The organism is Paenibacillus sp. 481, from assembly GCF_021223605.1.
In the GTDB taxonomy this organism is placed as follows: domain Bacteria; phylum Bacillota; class Bacilli; order Paenibacillales; family Paenibacillaceae; genus Paenibacillus_B.
Genome location: NZ_CP075175.1, coordinates 5661350 through 5681183 on the forward strand (window position 1 = coordinate 5661350; position 19834 = coordinate 5681183).

The 19834-nt window shown below is 44.6% G+C and carries 20 protein-coding genes and 1 riboswitch; of the genes, 5 read left to right on the forward strand and 15 right to left on the reverse strand.

The features are described 5' to 3' along the window. Nucleotides 1-107: 107 nt before the first annotated feature. The gene (locus tag KIK04_RS24010; RefSeq protein ID WP_232276295.1) at nt 108-1304 is read right to left on the reverse strand and encodes a DUF5643 domain-containing protein; all 1197 of its coding nucleotides are present in this window, start codon (nt 1302-1304) and stop codon (nt 108-110) included. A 291-nt stretch (nt 1305-1595) separates the two neighbouring features. On the opposite strand from KIK04_RS24010, the gene KIK04_RS24015 reads away from it, so the two are divergent. Next, nucleotides 1596-2000, forward strand: a complete 405-nt coding sequence (locus KIK04_RS24015) for a VOC family protein (RefSeq protein WP_232276296.1) — start codon at nt 1596-1598, stop codon at nt 1998-2000. Between the two features lie 67 nt (nt 2001-2067). On the opposite strand, the gene KIK04_RS24020 is transcribed toward KIK04_RS24015, so the two are convergent. The 6 genes from KIK04_RS24020 to KIK04_RS24045 form a co-directional block, all read right to left on the reverse strand. Further along, complete coding sequence (locus KIK04_RS24020) at nt 2068-2835, reverse strand: N-acetylmuramoyl-L-alanine amidase family protein (protein WP_232276297.1); 768 nt, start codon at nt 2833-2835, stop codon at nt 2068-2070. A gap of 132 nt (nt 2836-2967) precedes the next feature. Then, entirely contained in the window at nt 2968-3192 is a 225-nt protein-coding gene (locus tag KIK04_RS24025) for a hypothetical protein (protein WP_232278896.1), read from the reverse strand. A 204-nt stretch (nt 3193-3396) separates the two neighbouring features. Next, nucleotides 3397-3699 (reverse strand): hypothetical protein, encoded by a 303-nt coding sequence (locus KIK04_RS24030; RefSeq protein ID WP_232276298.1) that lies wholly within the window; start codon nt 3697-3699, stop codon nt 3397-3399. Between the two features lie 278 nt (nt 3700-3977). Further along, nucleotides 3978-5012, reverse strand: coding sequence for a GTP 3',8-cyclase MoaA (gene moaA, locus KIK04_RS24035; RefSeq protein WP_232276299.1), 1035 nt, complete (start codon nt 5010-5012; stop codon nt 3978-3980). Between the two features lie 38 nt (nt 5013-5050). After that, the gene (locus tag KIK04_RS24040) at nt 5051-6163 is read right to left on the reverse strand and encodes a pyridoxamine 5'-phosphate oxidase family protein (RefSeq protein ID WP_232276300.1); all 1113 of its coding nucleotides are present in this window, start codon (nt 6161-6163) and stop codon (nt 5051-5053) included. A gap of 230 nt (nt 6164-6393) precedes the next feature. Next, nucleotides 6394-7764 (reverse strand): MATE family efflux transporter, encoded by a 1371-nt coding sequence (locus KIK04_RS24045; RefSeq protein ID WP_232276301.1) that lies wholly within the window; start codon nt 7762-7764, stop codon nt 6394-6396. 202 nt (nt 7765-7966) lie between these two features. Between KIK04_RS24045 and xerS the strand changes: the two genes are divergently transcribed. Beyond that, nucleotides 7967-9055, forward strand: coding sequence for a tyrosine recombinase XerS (gene xerS / locus KIK04_RS24050; RefSeq protein WP_232276302.1), 1089 nt, complete (start codon nt 7967-7969; stop codon nt 9053-9055). Here xerS and KIK04_RS24055 read toward each other — a convergent pair. From KIK04_RS24055 to KIK04_RS24065, 3 genes are all read right to left on the reverse strand, one after another. Next, entirely contained in the window at nt 9050-9190 is a 141-nt protein-coding gene (locus tag KIK04_RS24055) for a hypothetical protein (protein ID WP_232276303.1), read from the reverse strand. The genes xerS and KIK04_RS24055 overlap by 6 nt on opposite strands. A gap of 33 nt (nt 9191-9223) precedes the next feature. After that, the gene (locus tag KIK04_RS24060) at nt 9224-10144 is read right to left on the reverse strand and encodes a beta/alpha barrel domain-containing protein (protein WP_232278883.1); all 921 of its coding nucleotides are present in this window, start codon (nt 10142-10144) and stop codon (nt 9224-9226) included. Between the two features lie 185 nt (nt 10145-10329). After that, a complete protein-coding gene (locus KIK04_RS24065; protein WP_232276304.1) occupies nt 10330-10977 on the reverse strand; it encodes a DUF1796 family putative cysteine peptidase in 648 nt (215 codons plus the stop codon). A 158-nt stretch (nt 10978-11135) separates the two neighbouring features. On the opposite strand from KIK04_RS24065, the gene KIK04_RS24070 reads away from it, so the two are divergent. Beyond that, nucleotides 11136-12278, forward strand: coding sequence for a polysaccharide deacetylase family protein (locus tag KIK04_RS24070; RefSeq protein WP_232276305.1), 1143 nt, complete (start codon nt 11136-11138; stop codon nt 12276-12278). A gap of 103 nt (nt 12279-12381) precedes the next feature. On the opposite strand, the gene KIK04_RS24075 is transcribed toward KIK04_RS24070, so the two are convergent. Then, the gene (locus KIK04_RS24075) at nt 12382-13143 is read right to left on the reverse strand and encodes a 3D domain-containing protein (RefSeq protein ID WP_232276306.1); all 762 of its coding nucleotides are present in this window, start codon (nt 13141-13143) and stop codon (nt 12382-12384) included. A 5-nt stretch (nt 13144-13148) separates the two neighbouring features. Then, nucleotides 13149-13334: riboswitch (cyclic di-AMP (ydaO/yuaA leader) on the reverse strand. A 224-nt stretch (nt 13335-13558) separates the two neighbouring features. Here KIK04_RS24075 and KIK04_RS24080 point away from each other — a divergent pair. Then, complete coding sequence (locus tag KIK04_RS24080) at nt 13559-13891, forward strand: PadR family transcriptional regulator (protein WP_232276307.1); 333 nt, start codon at nt 13559-13561, stop codon at nt 13889-13891. 266 nt (nt 13892-14157) lie between these two features. Here the strand turns inward: KIK04_RS24080 and KIK04_RS24085 are convergent, their stop codons facing one another. The 3 genes from KIK04_RS24085 to KIK04_RS24095 all read right to left on the reverse strand — a co-directional run bounded on the left by KIK04_RS24085 (nt 14158) and on the right by KIK04_RS24095 (nt 16410). Next, entirely contained in the window at nt 14158-14880 is a 723-nt protein-coding gene (locus tag KIK04_RS24085; RefSeq protein WP_232276308.1) for an amino acid ABC transporter ATP-binding protein, read from the reverse strand. Next, a complete protein-coding gene (locus tag KIK04_RS24090; RefSeq protein WP_232276309.1) occupies nt 14873-15529 on the reverse strand; it encodes an amino acid ABC transporter permease in 657 nt (218 codons plus the stop codon). The genes KIK04_RS24085 and KIK04_RS24090 overlap by 8 nt, the downstream gene beginning before the upstream one ends. Nucleotides 15530-15621: 92 nt before the next feature. Further along, on the reverse strand, nt 15622-16410 hold the full coding sequence (locus KIK04_RS24095; protein WP_232276310.1) for a transporter substrate-binding domain-containing protein: 789 nt from the start codon (nt 16408-16410) through the stop codon (nt 15622-15624). 216 nt (nt 16411-16626) lie between these two features. On the opposite strand from KIK04_RS24095, the gene KIK04_RS24100 reads away from it, so the two are divergent. Then, the gene (locus KIK04_RS24100; protein WP_232276311.1) at nt 16627-17799 is read left to right on the forward strand and encodes a M20 family metallopeptidase; all 1173 of its coding nucleotides are present in this window, start codon (nt 16627-16629) and stop codon (nt 17797-17799) included. 167 nt (nt 17800-17966) lie between these two features. On the opposite strand, the gene KIK04_RS24105 is transcribed toward KIK04_RS24100, so the two are convergent. After that, entirely contained in the window at nt 17967-19820 is a 1854-nt protein-coding gene (locus KIK04_RS24105; protein ID WP_232276312.1) for a sensor histidine kinase, read from the reverse strand. Nucleotides 19821-19834: the final 14 nt, after the last annotated feature.

Sequence of the window (19834 nt, forward strand, 5' to 3'; positions counted from 1 at the left end):
CGAATAAAGCAAATACAAACATAAGGATTACCTTGCACAAACCGCACAACCGAACAACGCATGCGCTCGCTACAAAGACGATCGCATGCGTTGTTCGGTCCTATTTCTTATTTAAGCGGAATCGTCATATCCAATTCCTTGATAGGTGTAAAGTCTTTACTTTCCAAATAAAAGGAAAACTTTTGGTCCGGTTTGATCGGCTCAAACTTAAGCACAAAGCTGTTCGTCGACTCATCTACTGACTTCACTGCATCGATCGGCCACCTATTAGTATGGCCACTCTTCATGACGAGATTGTACAACAAACGATACGGATCATCCGCCTTCACTTGAACATATACGAAGGTAGCCTCCTGTTGATGATCAATGCGTGTAATCGTCAAACGGCCATCCTCTTTCACATCTAGCACGAGCGGCTTCTCAGCAGTTGGCGTATGTTTTACGGCTGTTTCAACTTTTCTTTTTGTGATAACCCTAGAGTCCAAACCCACAATGGATCGATATGTTTTAATCGTTAACGATTTAGGAGGGGACTTAGGCAATACAAACCCGACTTTGTGCGACCATATCTTCCCGTTTAAAGCTCCGCCATTTGAAGCCGGTTTCAATACCACGCCCCGATCATCGACGACAGTGAATTCATACCTTATTTTTCTTCCCCGTTCTTTCTCTCGCTGCTCGTGTATAATCATCTCAACCTTATCCGCTGAAATGACGACTCGTTTGGGAGACACTTTAACCCCTGCATGTGTCTGGGTTACATTTGGCGTTATGGTACGAGGGCCTGTAACATTTTTCGTAACGGGAAGTTTGAATTCGAATCGTTCCTTCTCCATACCGTCGAGCATCACGAGGCATGACAGCTCAAACGATTCAGGCAGTTTGTACGCCTGCTTCGTACGATGATCGTAATCCCCAACACTGAATTCGACGAACGTATCCGTCTTTGATGCTACACCATTTTGTCGGACCATTCCCATTGCAGAACTGAAAGGTCCATCCTCACCGTTAACTCGCATGGACACATCTCGTATCTTTTTGACCTCTCCCTGCTGGCTAAAAATAAGGGTGACGGTTTCGCCGTCATACGATAGTTTCGATATCGTCAGAGTGACTCCGTTCTGTGTCACGCTCATCGGGTTATTTGGATTGGCAACATGCACAGGCGTCTCTGCTACAGCTTGGCCTTGCGCAAGAACCGTTACCGGAGAAGCAAAGCTAGTTGTAACTGCAACTAGAGTGAGCATTGCCATATGGCGAAGCGGCTGCGACCAATTGCTGCGCGATACTAACTCTCCTGTCAAACGTACATTTATTTGTTTAGGATGTTTATCATGTTCTATTTTAATCTCCCTCTCCCTTTAGAAATGAATTAGACTTGTTAAGTGTTGAACTATGGATAGGCACTGTTGTTATTCGTTCCTGATGGATGTAGACATGCCACCTTTCTGTCGAGGCTACTTCACATTATTAAACGTTAGCAATGCATGTTTATTACTTGTTACGTTGTAAAAACAGTAATCCGCGCAGAATGAAAATAACCGATGTGGGAATGACTATTTTATGGAATATTGTTGAAAAAGGAGGATTGGGCGATGAATGAACCTACGCAAAAAATTACGACTTTTTTGATGTTTGAGGGGCAAGCTGAAGAGGCCATGAATATGTACATTTCTTTATTTGAACAGTCCGAAGTCGTTAACATTACACGATACGGAGCGAACGAAGCGGGTGCTGAAGGGACTGTACAGCATGCGACATTTACACTACATGGTCAATCGTTTATGTGCATAGACAGCTATGTACAACATGATTTTTCGTTTACGCCTGCCATCTCCTTGTATGTGAACTGTAATACGGAGGAAGAAATTGATCGTGTGTATGAGAAATTGGCACAAGGTGGAAAAGTTTATATGCCGCTCGGCGCTTATCCGTTTAGCAAGAAATTTGGCTGGGTAGGCGATAAATATGGTGTTACGTGGCAATTATCGCTCCATTAAGCGCTAGCACTAAAGTAGTGAACACTGCCTCAACTATCGGCCGTCAAACGCATACGATAGCTGGTAGTTAAGGCAGCATTTCTGTTTGCTGATTTACTTGCGCATGTTTTGCCGAAAAATACTGCTTCAGCCCTTCTACAATGGCGTGCGCCGCGCGAGCTTGTCCTTCTGCGCTTAGCATCATTTTTTCATTGTTTTTATTTGTTAAATAACCAACTTCAGTCAACACGGCAGGCCCTTTGCAATCTTGGAGTACTTTCCAACTGTACTGTTTAACGCCGCGGTCGCGAAAGCCTAGCGCTTGAACTAACTGCATTTGGATCTTTTGGGCTAGTCCTTCACTTCCAATGGAGTGAAAATACGTTTCTGTACCGCTAACACGTGCATCTGTAAACGTGTTTCCATGAATGGAAATGAAACTATCCGCAGTTAATCGATTTGCACATACCGCCCGCTCGTGCAGGGGGATAAACGTATCTTCACTTCGTGTCATAAATGGTTCAAACATCGCTTCATGACGTAGTAAATCATACGTTTTTTGAGCAACGGACAGCGTGAACCATTTTTCATAAGATCCACTGTTCCCCGGAGCACCTGAATCCATAGCACCATGGCCCGCATCAATGACAATTTTATACTTTTTTATATTCATTGCGGAAAGTGGCGGTTCATTGCTGAAATCCCTGGAATCCCTTGTATCCCTGTTATCGTGATAACGTCCATCCCCTGTTTGCTTACTATTGCGCTCACCATCGCCCCAATAGGGCGACAATATCACGCTTGATCCGACAAGCAACATGATTACCAACAACATCATAAGTCGTTTCTGAATCATAATTTCTCCTTTTCACCTATTTTAATTCATTTGCGTAAACTTATGCTGTGCATGGATTTCCATCTATAAACAACTCCTCCATAAACACAAAAAAACCTGGTTATCAGCCAGGATTTTTTTGTATGTCAACGATTAATAATGACGGCTATGCTTTCTGCGTTTCGATGGACGCTCATGGTGTCGACGTTTCGAATGATCTTCGTGCTTCTTATGTTTAAATACTTTAACATTCACGGCATTGCTCGCTAAAACGTTACCCTGCTTTGCTTTTGCAGTTGCGTGTTGAATTATTTTCAGTACAAAGAAGTGGTTTTTACCAATCTTGTGTTTAAAAGTTTGAACTTTTGTACGAGTCATACATTTGGCCTCCCTGAATGAGAATTAATTTACTGTATGTAAATCCATAAGTGTTGGATGCGGTTATATGCCTAATTGTGTGTGCCTAATCTATAAAAAATGAAAAACCATTCTCCGCCACTGTAATAGCTAACAGAGAATGGCTATTCATTTATACATCAAGTAACCTTTCGATTACTCAACATTCTGAAACCAAACAGATGATTAGTAATGCTTTTTCTTACCACCATGCTTGCTACCACTCTTTCCACCATGCCCGTCTTTCTTGCCACCAAAGCTGATGTTAGATTGGTTAAATGCAGCTGCATTCCCTTTTTTCACCCAAGCACTCGCGGATTGTTTAACAGCAACTGCAACATTTTTGCTCTTTTTGACGATCTTGTTGTGTACTACTTTTTTCTGTTCACGTTCGCGTTCGCCATCATGCTCTCTGCGTCTTTTCTTGTGTTTGTCTTTGTGCTTATCTTCTTTGTGCCAATCATCATGCCAGTCTTTTTTGAATCCCATTTGAATTCACCTCCTTTCAAAAAGAGGTAAAAGCCAACCTGTTTGCTGCGAATGAAGTGCGTTCATTACTTTGTTGAGCTGCTAGATATGTTAATAGAATATGTCGTTTGAGGTAGAGTTGCCGCGGCTAATAGAGGGTGGTAACCATACAATGTTGAAATTCGGGACTGAATACAAAAAAACACCCCTAAAAGAAGCAAAAACGGCCGTTAATGGCGTCGTTCTTGTTTCAATTAAAGGTGTACGCATACGTGTTGCATACGATTTACAGCCGTTCTTTATCCCCCGATATAGGACATTTCAATTTTTCGGTCAGCGTTAGGATCACTGGAGGATGCTCGTTTCTGTTCAAATCGCTCTTCCGAATAGCGATCCGCTCGATTGTTCCAAATGGCGGTGACATATGAAATGAGCTCTGCGTCGTGAACCCCTGACCGAATAACATCGCGCAACTCGTAACCTTTGGTCGCGAATAAGCACGTGTACAGCTTGCCATCTGACGATAAGCGGGCACGCGAGCACGATCCGCAAAATGGATTCGCAATCGAAGATATGACACCAAACTCTTCGTTGGTGTCTTTATAACGAAATCGCGTGGCGACTTCGCCTTCATAATTCGCGTCAATCGCTTCCACGGGCATAACCGCGTTAATTTGTTCCACGATTTCATGCTGCGTCATGACTTGATTAGGCTGCCAGCCGTTGCGATTGCCGACATCCATGTATTCGATAAAGCGCACAATACAGCCGGTTCCGCGAAAATAACGAGCCACTGAAACCACTTCGTCATCATTTACCCCTTTGATGACGACCATATTCACTTTTACTTGCAGCCCTGCCGCTGCCGCTGCTTGTATGCCTGCCAGCACTTGAGCAACTTCATGCTTACGTGAATTAAAGCGCTGGAACACGTCATCCTTTAACGTGTCCAAGCTTACATTGACCCGCTCCAACCCTGCTGCTTTCAACTGCACGGCTTGTTTGCTTAACAGCACACCATTTGATGTAAGCGCCAAATCCAACTTAGGATGAGCGGATTTAATCAGGTGCAGCAAATGCGGCAAATCTTTTCTTAACAGCGGTTCTCCACCGGTAATCCGCACTTTATTTACACCCAAAGAAGTAAAAACACTTACTAGACGCACGATCTCATCATCGCGTAGCAGCTGTTCCCGAGGTAAAAAGGAATAATGCTCACCGAAAATTTCTTCCGGCATACAGTATGTACAGCGGAAATTACAGCGATCCGTTACCGATATTCGCAAATCACGCAGCGGACGTCCAAAAGCATCCATGATTGGGTGTATAGTCATCGTCGTTCTCCTTGAATCGTGTTGTAAAATGTGACGAGTTAATATAAATTCGTTTCTTTGTCTATCTTCAGATTGTAATCGATCGTATCAGCGTCTAGATTGTCCGCACGGCCGAATGGCTGCATTTGCTGCATAAACAATTTCCCCAGTGATGGAAATGAAGCCCTGTCTACGTGACACGCAGGGTCCCATAGCCGAGCTGTTTCCAGTGCTGAACTGTAGTACATCGTGACTTGCTCTAGTTCAAGCCAGATGCCGAGTGCTGGCCGCTTACCTTTTACAGATAAAGGTTCAAGTAAGGTATGCTCTTTCACGATCGTTACTTTACCATTTACATGCATTACCCAATTTGTACCTGGTACTAAAAATACAATTCCCGCTACTTCGCTATTCACAATATTAATAAAATTGTACAACAGCCGATTTCCCGGCCGATCGGGAATAAGCAGCGTCTTGTTATCGATGATATGAACAAATCCGGTATGATCGCCGCGCGGAGACGCATCTCCACGTTGATGATGTGCTGTTCCTATAAAAAGAACGGGCGCGGAAGCTAAAAAAGAGCGTGAATGCTCGTTCAGTTCGGTATGGACATGTACATAGTTGCGCGCTAAGGGTAAAAAGGTCTCGTTGGTCGAAACATACCGTTCCGCCTCCCAAAAGTGAGAGCGAACGAGCGCCTTTGCACAATGAAAAAAGGACTCTTGCACCCCAACCTGAATAACGGCATGTAAACGTGGCGCTTGCGGAAAGAAAGACTCTATTTGTTGCCTATCATCTATAATCTGCGCCGATCCATTCAATCTATAAATCTCTTCTATACCGGGCACGATAAAAAAGGTGCCAATAAACGGATTGTTGCGAATATTGTCGATGCAGCGCTGAGACTGCTCGTCCGCGTACACAGGAATGAGCAGCGTATTCGCATCTACAATATGGACAAATCCAGGCGTATCCCCGATTACAAAAACGTCAATGTATCCGTGTTCGTTCTGGGTAGAGACACTTAACAGCGGTGCGTATGCCATAAACGTTTGACTGGCGGACTCTAGACAGTGCAAATTTTTGTTCTGTAGATCAGGATGAGGAGAAGGAATGACTTCCCTTAATTCAGCTTCGCTGGTGACCGTAAAGGACCGTTCTAGCTTCATGTTATAACTACCTCCCACACGTTTATAAAAATAAACAACAGCAGTAGTCGTACACTCGTAAGTTTCCGAGATTCGTTTCATCCTCTATATTTTAAAAATTCTTTTTCACATCATATCATACTATCGCTCCTTGCGAGTACGTAAACGAAAAAACACCTTTCTTGGCTGGCCATGAGCCTTGAGCTCAATACCATACAAGAAAGGTGCGATCACATGTTATTCGTTGTTCCTTACGCTGGTGAACCTTCAGCAGTTTCTAGCTTCACTCTTCGTTCAATAATGGCAAGTCTGATAAATAAGGCTACTGCACCGATTGCTAAGCCGCTTATGAGGCCAATCCAGTACCCATACGCACCCCATTCTGTCCATTTTGCTAATGCATAGCCTAACGGCAAGCCAATAATCCAGTACGATGCGAACGCGATAATAAAGACGGCATTAACGTCCTTATATCCTCGCAACACCCCTTGTACAGGCGCTGCAACCGCATCGGACAACTGAAAGAAGATGGCGAAGACGAGGAATGTTTCAGTCATCGTACGCACCGTAGGATCAGGTGTATACAGTCTCGCTACTTCTGTGTTGAAAACAAACAAGAAGATCGCGCACAATGCTGAAATCGCGATTGCTGAAATAACGCCAAACCGCGCATAGACGCGAGCATCTTCAAAGCGCTTGGCCCCTACTTCATATCCGACCAAAATCGTAAGCGACATCGCAATGCTCAATGGAAGCATGTAGAGCAGTGAGGCAAAGTTCAGCGCGGCTTGGTGAGCTGCGATAGTTACGGTATCATAATCACTCATAAAGAGGGTAACCGCTGCAAATACACTCACTTCAAAAAAGATCGACAAGCCGATCGGGCCACCGATGCGCAGAACTTCTCCCCAACGCTTGAATGAAATCTTCTTCCAACTGCGCAACATTCCAAGTTGACGCATTTGCTCGTTAGAGCGGACAAATACGATAGCTACGATCGTAATGACGATATACGTAATGGCTGTGGCTAGACCTGCCCCAGCACCGCCTAACTCTGGCATGCCTAATTTTCCGAAAATAAACAAATAATTTAACGCGACGTTGACAGGGAATGAGATGAGCGTAATGAACATCGTAATTCTCGTCTGGCCTAACCCGTCAATACAGGCACGCAGTACTTGATAAATAAACAACGGCACAATCCCGATCGCTAGTGCAGCCAAATAATCATGCGCGACACGGTGCACGGTCGGTTCTAAATTCATAACAGCAAGAATCGGATTCAACGCAAACGCTCCGATACCGATAACTGCTCCACCAAATAACACTGACAAATAAGTCGCTTGCGTTACACTTGGCGCTATTTCATGCTTACGCCCTGCCCCTAAATGCTGGGCCACAATAGGCGTTACGCCCACGAAAATACCCGCTAACCCCGTATAGATAGGAACCCATATACTTGAGGCAATTGCAACACCGGCTAAATCTTCTTTACTGTAGTTACCTGACATGACCGTATCAAAAAAGGTCATCAATTGCATGGCAACTTGGGTAACTAAAATCGGAATTAAGATATGCATTAATTGAAAAGCCTTTTGCTTCATCGTCGAAGTCTGTTTCATCTTGTTTCCCTCTCACTTCTGCTCGTCATATGATGAATGTATCATATGTATATTTATTTCTATGAAAACCTATATATTATATATGACTGACTCGAGTATCGTCAATCTGTATACGTTATCTTACCCTTAGATTCGAAAAAATGAAAAAATGTAGTCACCGAACGCAAGTTCGATTACAATCAAATACGAAGGAGGGTCATCCATGTCGATACAAAAAGCGAAAGACCGCGCTATACTTAATGAAAAAATACATACGCTACCGTGGTATGTCCAGCAATATATTGAGTATAAGTTGCCCGATTTATCTCCTTCATCCTTATTGGAATATGTACGGGATTACGAGATTTTTTTAGGGTGGCTTCTTGTGGAAGGATTATCTGCTGCATCCATGATGAAGGATATTACGCTCACAGAGCTTGAGGCGCTGCGAATGGAGCAAATCACTTCCTTTCGCATCTATTTAACGACGTACAAAGAAACGACCAATTCACGTGTGACGGTGTCGCGCAAGCTGTCGTCGCTGCGCTCTTTGTTTCATTATTTAAGCCAGATTGCGGAGGATGAGCAGTTGTACCCTTTGCTCAAGCGCAATGTCATGGCCAAGATTGAAATTAAGCGTGTCCATAAGCCGAAAGATACGGCTGCTAAGCTAAAGGGCAAGCTGCTTGAAGAAGACGAGTTGCCTGCATTTGTCCAATACATTCGCGTGGACTATGCACAAGATGTAGCTACGAACAAGCAAGCCACCTATTCGCACGAGCTAAATGCCGTTCGCGATGCAGCTATTGCGAGCTTGATTTTAAATTCGGGACTTCGCGTCAGTGAAGTCGTTAACTTAAATGTGGACGATGTTGATTTAAACAACAAGTTGATTTATGTATATCGTAAAGGTCACAATGACGAGACGTTTAAAACGCCGGTCTATTTTCGGGAGACGGCAAAGTCGTTTTTAACGGACTATGCACAGTTACGAAGTACACGCTATGCGGCTCCTAAGCGGGAAAAAGCGTTCTTTCTTGCGATTAAGAACGGTGAACATGAAGGCAAGCGGATGACGAAACGCGCCATGCAGCAAATGATCTTAAAATACGCAAAGCGTTTCGGCAAGCCTGCGTTATCTGTACATAAGCTGCGTCATTCATTTGCTACCGATTATTATTTACAGAACGATATTTATAAGACGAAAGAACAACTCGGTCATGCCTCCACCGAGACGACCGAAATTTACGCTCATTTGACAGATAGAACGATGTCCGAAGCGATTGAGCGCCGTCAAGATCAGGAATCATAAGCGAAGAGCCGCAATTTTCAACACGATGCTCTGTGCTGAAAGTTGCAGCTCTTCGATTGCGACATCGACATCGACGACAATAACAATAACAATAACAATAACAATAACAATAACAACGTTATCGATTTTACCCACCTTTTTAGCTACCTACTATTTCCCTTATCGACCTTATAAACGAACAACGCCTCTAATCTCTTCAAGGTTATAAATATTTTCAAGTTCCATAAAGCTTTGAATGCCCATCAATATTTCCTCCCCCGCACGTATATTCGCACCATGATACGCCCCTATTTGGACGATCTCAGCACCCGCCATAATAAACTCGATCACGTCTGCTGCCGTAGTAATACCGCCCATCCCGATCACAGGTATCGACACTTGCTGCACAACTTGATGTACCATACGCAGTGCAATCGGTTTAATCGCGGAGCCAGACAAAGCTGCATAGGGCGATTCGGGATGTTGTGACACATGGCGCCGCTTATAAATATCAATTTTCAGCGCACTAAAATGGTTTACGAGCGTGATACACTCCGCTCCTTCTTGCTCGCACATCATCGCGAGCTGGACGATGCATTCTGCTTCGGGAGATAGCTTAACCGCCAGCGGCAATGACGTCACTTGCCTAACCTCTCGAATCACTTCACGAGCTGTTGCTAGCTTAATCCCAAATGCTAACAAATTAAGCTCAATCATATCAACAGCACGACGGTTCATGCGCCGGCGCTCCTCTGCGTCTTTCACGATTTTCAACGTACCTAATACAAACTCTTCTACACAACTACCGCCAATATTCACAATTTTAACCGGATCAATCGTTTCCCAATAAGGCATGTCTTGCTGCAAAAAACCGTCTATACTCACATGTCCGAATCCGATCTGCTTAGACATCCCCTCTGCCGTTTCCATCAGGAGGATATGCTCGCTGTCGGCACAAGGATTAAGCATCATGCCTTTGCATAAAATGCCTCCTAGCCGATTGATATCGTATCGATTCGCGTATTGCGCTCCAAATCCAAGTGATCCGGAAGCGAGGACGAGTGGATTATGGAAGGGGATTCCTGCTACCTGACAAGTTAAATTCCGAATGATAAGGCACCTACCTCCTTGACTAAAAAGGATAGTATAAGCATGAAAGGTAAAAGTTTACACTATTCTAGTGTGCCTTTTAAGTGGAGGTTTCATCTGTGACATTGATCACATCTTCGTGCCATTACGCGAAAAAGATTCAAATTGAAAATTTCATCACCCATTCAAGCCCTTGAAAGTCACCTCTAAAGTGAGATCCCTTCCAAGATCGCATCCCATGTCTTTTCCATATACCACACCGGATCTGGCGGAACATCTAGCACACAGATTTGATCATGCACATAGTTGATGTCTACGATTTCAGATACGAGTGCAGGGCGGACGTACAATATGAAAAATGAACCGCGAACCATTTGATTAAGCAACTCGGCGGTTTGTTCCAACTCCTCTGTATGCGCTTTGCCTATCGAATACGTATGCCCTTCCGCACGAATAAACAATATCCGATCAGCTGTTTCTAAATAACGAAGAAAGCGTTCACATCGTCGGGTAAATTTGGCTTGTACTTCTTCATATTGAGCGAGGTTCGCAGGTGAGTTTCGACCTATGTCAAAGTCATGTACAGAAGTTACATGATAATAACGGTCATCAACAAGATAGTGCTCACGCTGAAAATTTAATTGTCCAGAAACGATCAAGTTGTCCCGATCGAAAAAATAAGCAAACCGCGATTGTAGCAACCGATTCACCGAAGTAAGCTGTTCAGAAATCATCCAGTCCAAAGGCCCGCTGCTTCGTCGCAGCTGGCGGTCTTGCATTTTGAGTGCTGGCAAGCACGTTCCACCTAAGCTTAGCACGACATCGTACTTTCCTCGCAATTGCTCTCTCCTCATTGCGGCCATCCTCCCCCAGTCAGAACTGATGCAAGTACGCCATGATTTCTATTAATTTATGACAGAAAGACAGACAAGGTTTGGATGGAGAGCATATTTCCTTTTCACCAAGGACATAACAAGAACAATAACGTTTGCGGGAAAGGAGTAACTTGACTATGCGTATGCGCCAACTGCTCATTTGCTTGATTGCTTTTTGCATGCTATTGTCTACCGGTTGTTTCCCACATTCACGTGTAACATCCCCTGAGCCACCCACATCTGAGCAGCATTCCGTACCTGTAAAAACGACAGGGAACGTTTCACCTTGGACAAATGGAGCTGCTACTACTTGGCCTCCACATCAGTCGGGTCCAGATACGGGTACTCCTGACTTAGGAATTTTGCCAAAATCAGCGCAGCAGCACGTGAATCGGGATGAAGCGAAACAGCATTCCATAACACGCAAGGACAAGCAAGCAGACCGAAAAAAAGAAACGATTCGTTTCACCCTACATGCTGACGGAAATACGAAACAAGAGAAATGGACGAGTCGAACGAAGACGGCTAAGGTACATACCGCACAGTCCACACAATCGGCTCGCTCCGCTCAATCGCGGAAATCACAGAGCAAGCAACAGCAATTTAAGCTAAGCTTGGCACAACTAAGAATGAAGTATCCGCACTTTTTTAAACTGCGCGGCTCAGCTTCTGGCAAGCAAAAAGTTGCCTTAACGTTTGATGATGTGCCTGACCATATCATTACACCGCTCGTGTTGGACATTTTGAAAGAGCATCACATTCAGGCAACGTTTTTCCTAGTCGGTTCACGCGTAAAACAATATCCGCAGATCGTCAGACGCATGGTTGACGAAGGCCACATGATAGGCAACCACTCCATGAGCCATCCGTTGCTCACGAAGTTGTCGATGCCTGCTTTTACAACGCAAGTGTTGAACACGGAGCATATCATTGAGCAAGTTATCGGTTATAAGCCGCGCTTTTTCCGGCCTCCGTACGGTGCCATTAATGAAGAACAGCTACGTTGGGCAGGAAAACACGGTTATATCGTTGTTAACTGGGATGTCGATTCGAAAGACTGGAAAGGATTAAGCGGGGCCGAGATTGAGCAACTCGTCATGAGCAACGTTGAACCTGGTTCAATTGTGCTTCAGCATGCGGGTGGAAGCCCTCAAAATGGCTACTTGCGTGGGACGCTGCTTGCTCTGCCGCGTATTATTAAGAAGCTACAGGCCAAAGGCTACGATTTTGTGACTGTGCCTGACCTGTTTCACGATCAAAAAGAAAAAAAAGAGTCTTGATCGCTTATGTGTACACGAGGTACAACAAGCAATCAAGACTCGTCTATGGTTAGCCTCGTCAATGTAAGTGTTGACGAGGCCGCGTTGTAAGTTGAAGTGTTCGTTATTTCAAAACGTAAACTTGTACATTTTGAATGCCGAACGTATTGCCGACACGCTTGCTAACAGGAACAAAAATATCAATTTTGTTGCCATTAATCGCGCCGCCAATGTCACGTGCTGTAGCAAGAAGACCGCCACCAGGCAAATGTTTGAAATCATAGCCTGTAATAAACAGTTTCGTTCCAAGTGGAATCACGTCTGGATCAACGGCAACAGTTCCAAGTTCTAACTTGTTACCGAAGTAGTCGACTCCGCCCCATGGACCATTCTCGCTTGGATCAGCCGAATATGCGGTTGCTTTCATATTGGCACGCCACTTGTATTCCATTTCACGTCCAGACACTTGAACAATCTTATTCGAAGTTGACTTTGCTTTCATTGTCGCCACAGCCGCTTTAGGCTGAGCTTTAGATGGAGCTTTAGTCTGTGCTTTTGGTTGAGCTTTAGAACCTTCATTCTTGTTATCACCCGTTTGTTGTTCTGCTTGCTCCTTAGACTCCTTGGGCTGCTTCTCATTCGATGCTGTGTCTGCCGCAAATGGCAAATTCACTTTCAAGCCGCTGTATACGTTTTTAGGATCAATGTTCGGATTGGCAGCAAGTACTGCCTCTAAACCTAGATCATATTTATTGGCGATCGCATAGAAGGTTTCTCCCTCTTGCACCACATAGTTCTCTCCGTCTGCATAAACCGGTAAAATCTGTACAACAGCTGCTAAACCTAGTACTGCAATTGCTAATTTTAAAAATGTAATTTTCTTCATATAAGTATTCCTCCTTAGGTTGGCCTGCGGGGTTAGTTGTCGGATTCGGGTTAAGGAGTACCCTACGCATGTGTCAAACAATGAACAACGCAATCATTGCTCGTTAGCGATTCACCCCAAGACGCCGTCTTTATGTGACGGCTATCGGTCAATCATCCCCCGTACGGGTGTCGTTTCGGCTCGGAAAGGATCATATCACAATATTGTAACCTGTGCGCAGGTAGATCTTGTTAATCCTTGTAAACCTATGGATACCAATGGTTACAGCAATTTTACTTTTTCAAAAAATGTGCAGGTGATCAGTATAATACGTAAATGAGATTGGAAAATGATTGAAATCCATTGCAGGCTCATTTATACTATTACATAGAATTTCGATGCATAGATATTCTATGTGTTCGGGGGTGAACAAATAGTGATGATTAATAAAGAACTGATGAAAGGCAGTACCGTCATTTTATTGCTTACGGTATTGAATAAGAAAGAAATGTACGGCTATGAATTGATTAGGGAAATCGAGTACAGATCGGATGGCGTATTTACAATGAAGGAAGGTACGCTCTATCCTATTTTGCACACATTGGAAGCAACGGGGTGGCTTGATTCGTATTGGAGCGAGCATGATGGACGCAAGCGTAAATATTATCGCATTACCGATGAGGGCCGTACACACTTAGACGAGAAAAAAGTAGAATGGACACGTTTTCGCATCGCGGTTGACACCGTTATTGGAGAGGGGAATCCATAGTCGGCTTGGCACTGCCATTCATCGGCTACAGTTTTACAACACAGCTTGTTGACTTTGCCGCTGTCGGTCTTCTTTTATCCCTATATAGACGTAAAAATAGGATTCCACGCGGTCCCGGTCAGTCGAACCCTACTGGTCATGGTCCATCTGCGGCTCAATAAACTACATTTAGTCCTACAGCCACACAAAAAAGGAGCAGTCCAAACTCATTGAGTTCAGACTGCTCCTACTGCGCATCATACGCAGACGTTAAACGCCTTCCACTTTTACAACACTTTACTCAAAAACTCTTGTGTCCGCGGATGCTTCGGCTCGCTAAACAGCTCCCCCGGCTTCCCAGCTTCAACAATTTGACCGCCGTCCATAAAAATGACGCGGTCCCCTACCTCACGAGCAAAGCCCATCTCGTGTGTCACGATGATCATCGTCATCCCTTCGGCAGCGAGCGATTTCATCACTTCTAGCACATCGCCAACCATCTCTGGATCTAGGGCAGATGTCGGCTCGTCAAACAGCATCACATGCGGCTGCATCGCCAACGCCCGTGCAATGGCAATCCGCTGCTTCTGACCACCAGACAGCTGGGCAGGATACGCCTGTGCCTTCTCAGCGAGCCCTACTTTTTTAAGCAGCTCAAGCGCAAGCTGTTCCGCATCTCCCTTGTTCACGTTCTTCACTTTAATCGGCGCCAACGTAATGTTGTCCAGCACCGTCATATGCGGAAATAAGTTAAACGACTGGAATACCATTCCCATTTTCTCACGTGTTACGTTAATATCATGTTTGCTAGCATTGATGGACTGACCTTCAAATACAACGTTCCCTTGTGTAGGCGTTTCCAGTAAATTCAAACAACGCAAAAATGTACTTTTACCAGAGCCACTCGGCCCAATAACGACGACGACTTCCCCTTTAGCGATGCTAATATCGATGCCGTTCAAAATGTTGAGCTTACCAAAGCTTTTATGCAAATTTTGAACTTCAATCATTTGTCTTCAACTTCCTTTCCCAGTAGCCGATCAGCTTAGAAAGTGTAAATGTTAAAATAAAGTACGTCATGGCAGACCCTACTAAGGGGCCCATTGCCGTATAAGTTTGACTGCGGATAACTCCAGTCTGATAAAAAATATCGGCCAGACCGATAAAGCAAACGATTGCTGACTCCTTAATGATAACAACAAACTCATTGGCAATGGTCGGAATGACGGTACGTAGCGCCTGAGGCAATATAATGTAGCGCATCGCCTTCGCCTTCGTCATACCGAGTGAACGCGCAGCCTCCAATTGACCTTTATCAATCGATTGAATACCAGTCCGGAAAATTTCCGCCAAATAGGCGGCGCTATTCAATGAAAGGGCGATAACCCCTGCTATAAATTTGTCAAACTCAATCCCAAATTGGGGTAGTCCAAAATACACTATAAACAATTGGACAATAAGCGGTGTCCCCCGAAATATTTCGATATATACCGTTGCAACCCAACTGATCGGTTTGATCGGACCTAACTTCATAAATACAAGGATAGCACCCAGTATAGATCCGAATATAACAGCGAAAAATGATAGTTCAAGCGTTACAATTGCGCCCGATATATACAAATCTTTATTTTCCCATAGCATATTAAAAAAGTCACTCATGCCGTTTCCCCTCTCGCTAGCTCTAACTTTCAACCTTACATCTTGCTTTTAAAAAAAGAAGGGCGGCAATTACGCCGCCTAACATGCATCGCTTATTGTTCTGCTAACGCTTGAGCATCGATCAAAAACGTTTCGATTTTGCCTTCCTGCTTCAAACGTTGAATAGTTTTATTAATTTGTGCCGCCAAATCCGGATTTTGTTTATGAATTCCAACGACATAACCTTCTCCTTCCGGCTTCAGCTGCACGTCAGCAACTGCCAATGCATCACTGCGCTTTGTCGCGTAAGCTTTCGCCACAGGCTTCTCGGCAAGTACGGCCTCGATACGATTCGATTCCAGTGCCAGTGCAAGGTCACTTACTGAAACGAGCTTTTCAATCTGGGCATCTGGAATTTGCGTCGCGACATCTTCGAAAGTCGATCCTTGCTGCACACCGATCTTTTGCCCTTTCAAATCTGCCGCTGTTTTATACTTTTCTTTATCAGCTGCACGAATAATTACGCCTGCCTCAGCTAAATAGTAGGGCTCGGAAAAGGTCATCGCTTTCTCCCGCTCAGGGTCAGCGTCCAAACCTGCCATAATGAAATCTACCTTTTTCGAATTCAAAGCTTCGATAACCGAATCAAACTTCATATCTTCAATGACGAGTTCAGCACCCATATCTTTCGCAATTTCTTTCGCGATCGAAATATCGAAGCCGACGATCTCGTCCTTACCATTCACTGTCTTATGGAACTCGTATGGCGGATAGTCCGCGCTCGTGCCAAGTACTATTTTCTTCTTTTCTGTAGCTCCACCTGCTGCTTGATCTTTCGTACTGCATCCCACTAGCAAAGCCATAATAATTGCGCAAACCGTTAATAGTTTCATCGATTTCATATGTCATCCCCGCTTTTGTTGTCTATAGTATGTGCCCGCTTATCGTGTTGCTTATGGGGCTGAACTCATTATACATAAATGTGTATACTTATACAATCCTATTTTTAAAAATATTTTCAATTCCGTCGATTTCCTTGTAAATCACCTGTTTATCGGGTACTCATATGATATAATACTATGGTTGATAATGTCATCATAATGAGGTGAAATGATTAAATGAATGCTAAAGAACGAATTGCCCACGCGATCGACCAAAATGCTGATGAACTGAAACATATTTCACGTTATATTGGTCAGAACCCTGAGCTTGGCAACGAAGAATATAAAGCCAGTGCTCGCCTGAGCTCCTATTTGGAGTCCCATGGTTTTACAGTTGAGCGAGGTATCCTATCTATTGAGACGTCATTTATCGGAACATATGATAGCGGGAAGCCTGGACCAACGATTGCATTTTTATGTGAATATGATGCATTACCTGATATTGGACACGCATGTGGCCATCATCTGATCTGCACAATGAGTATCGGTGCAGCAATCGGCTTGAAGGATGTATTGGAAGAGACGGGCGGCGTCATTCGAGTATACGGTACGCCAGCCGAGGAGACGAACGGTGCGAAAGTGCCGATGGCTGATGCGGGAATGTTTGATGATTGCGACATAGCAATGATGGCCCACCCTTTCCATCGCTATGAGCAGTCAGGTACGTCCCTAGCGATGGATTCGCTCCAATTTGAATTTCATGGCCGCACGGCGCATGCGGCAGCCGCGCCGCACGAAGGAATTAATGCGCTTGATGCGGTTATTCAGCTATTCAACGGCATTAACGCGATGCGGCAGCAAGTGCGCAGCGATGCACGCATTCACGGTGTCATTACAAGTGGAGGTAAAGCACCGAACATTATTCCAGACTACACGGCAGCAAGCTTCTATGTTCGGTCCGGCGATCGGCCTTACACGAACGAATTGACGGCACGCGTGAAACAAATTGCAGAAGGCGCAGCGATGCAAGCAGGCTGTACACTGCGCATTTCGCAAGAAGATTATTCGTATGACGAGCTGCGCACCAATGAAGCGCTCTGCCAAACGTTTAATCGCAACTTGATCGAGAACGGTGTAGCCGCACAAGATATTCATATCGGCCAAGACCACGGATCGTTGGATCTCGGCAACGTCTCGGTACGCGTACCGAGCATTCATGCGTATATGCAAGTAACTAATGAGCCCCACGCGCTGCACACGATACCGTTTCGGGATGCTGCGATGGAGCCGCTAGCGTTGGATCGTATGATTTTCACAGGAAAAATGCTTGCCTATACTGCTTACGATGTGTTGGTTAACCCCGAGCTCCTAAAGAACATACGCACGGAATTCGCCGCCATTCAATCGTAATTACGCAAAATTAAAAATAACGTTGTTGAGTGAATTTGCGACGTAAATGAAGGTTTTTCTTACCTTGGAGTAAGCATATAGCAAATAAAAGATAAAAAGACCGCCTCGCTTGCTTGCGCCGTATTATATACGGTTACAAGCGGCAAGGCGGTTTTTTGCGTTTGAAGCTACGTTTGATCGATCTCCGTCGCTTCCACTCTTAATTTAGGCAAATGTACGGTAATTACGGTCCGACCGAATTCGGACTCGATGACGATTTTGCCTTGATGTCTTTTTACAATACTGAAGCAAATGGCCAAGCCAAGCCCCGTTCCGTCCGGCTTCGTCGTCTGAAAAGGCGTTCCAACCGTACGTAACACCGCACTGTCAAAACCAGACCCTTCATCCTCCACTTGCAGCAATACCCATTCATTCGATTCCATCGTACGAATATGCAAATGCTGTCCTGGCTCCATCGCCTCTAAGCCATTGCGAATTAAATTATGCAACAGCTGCCTAATTTCCTTTTCGTCCAACGGAATAGGCGGCAGTGTTCGCAGTTGAAGCTCGATATGCTGACATTTAGCTGTGGCTGTGGCCTGAACGAGTGGATACATCTGTTCAATAATCGTATTTAATGAATGCATGCGAAACTGAACAAATTTATTTTGCGCCAACGTTAAATACTCGGTGATGATATTGTTCGCCCGCGTGATTTCTTCCATCATTGTATCAAAGTAGATGTGTTCGCTCGCATGTTCCGGCTTACCGCGCAGCAATTGTAAAAATCCGCTCACCGTCGTTAACGGATTACGAATCTCATGACTGATGGCCGCAGCCATTTCCCCGACCATTTTTAGAGCGCTCATCCGTTTCATTTCTTGTTCTAATTGCGTCTGCTTGCGAAGTCCAACGAGCATATGATTCATTTGCTCAGCTAGCATACTGAATTCATTATTGGCCGACACACGGACAGAGCGTTTAAAATTGCCCTTCGCAATCCGAGTAGATGCTGCGACGAGCTGCCTTAATGGTCTAGTAATGAGACGCCGTACCCATAGATGAACAAATAAATAGATGACACCAACTAAAAAGAAAAAGGCGGCGACGCTAATACCTAGCACCCTTTTCAATACGCTGTCTACTTCGGAGACTGGAACCATAATGAGGGCAGACCATTTAGACTCTCTCAAACAAACGGAATACACATACATCTCCCGCTGCTGATATTCCATCATGACCACATTATCCTTACTCCGTTTAACTTTTGTGAAAATACGCGCCAGCTCAGGATCTAAGTCCCGATAAATATTCGTATCGTAAGCATGACTATGTTCGGGGTTGTACAGCACATCCCCTTTGCGGGTTAACAGTAACGTTTTACTGCTCGGATGAATACTAAGCTGCGATGCAATATTTTTCAAATCGTTAAAACGAATATCGACCCCCGCAACACCTATTAATTGTTCCTCGTCATCGTATACGGGCTTACTGATCGATATTTTTGGCTCTGTAATATGGGGGTCCAAATAAGGGGCCGTGATGTGAATATCGCGTTTCTTGACCGCGCCGTGATAATAATCAAAGTGCGGGTTATCGCGATAATAAGGCACAGAGTCATCTTGCTGACGATCTTGATAAAGATCGCGGAATTGCCCTTTCTCATCGTAACCGTACCAGATCGCTTTTTTGCCTTGATTTTTGTACGCCGAATGATAAGAAAACCAATAGCCGAATACGAGTTGATTCGGCTGACTGGCAAATCCTTTCACAATATTATGCAAGTCTTTCGAATGGTCTGGTTGATTAAAGCTACCACGAATAACACGAGCATACGTATCGACTGTCATTTTATGATGCTTAATAATGGACTCGACTTCGTCTGCTGCTCTGCGAACTTGATTTAACATATTAGCATGGGCATTTTGCTGAACGACAGAACGAATCGCGTCATAAGACAACGTATAAATAATGGTTATGGCCACGATAATGGTCAATACGACCCGTAAGACCATTTGAGTATGTATTTTTTGGCTGCGCATACGATCCTCCGCCG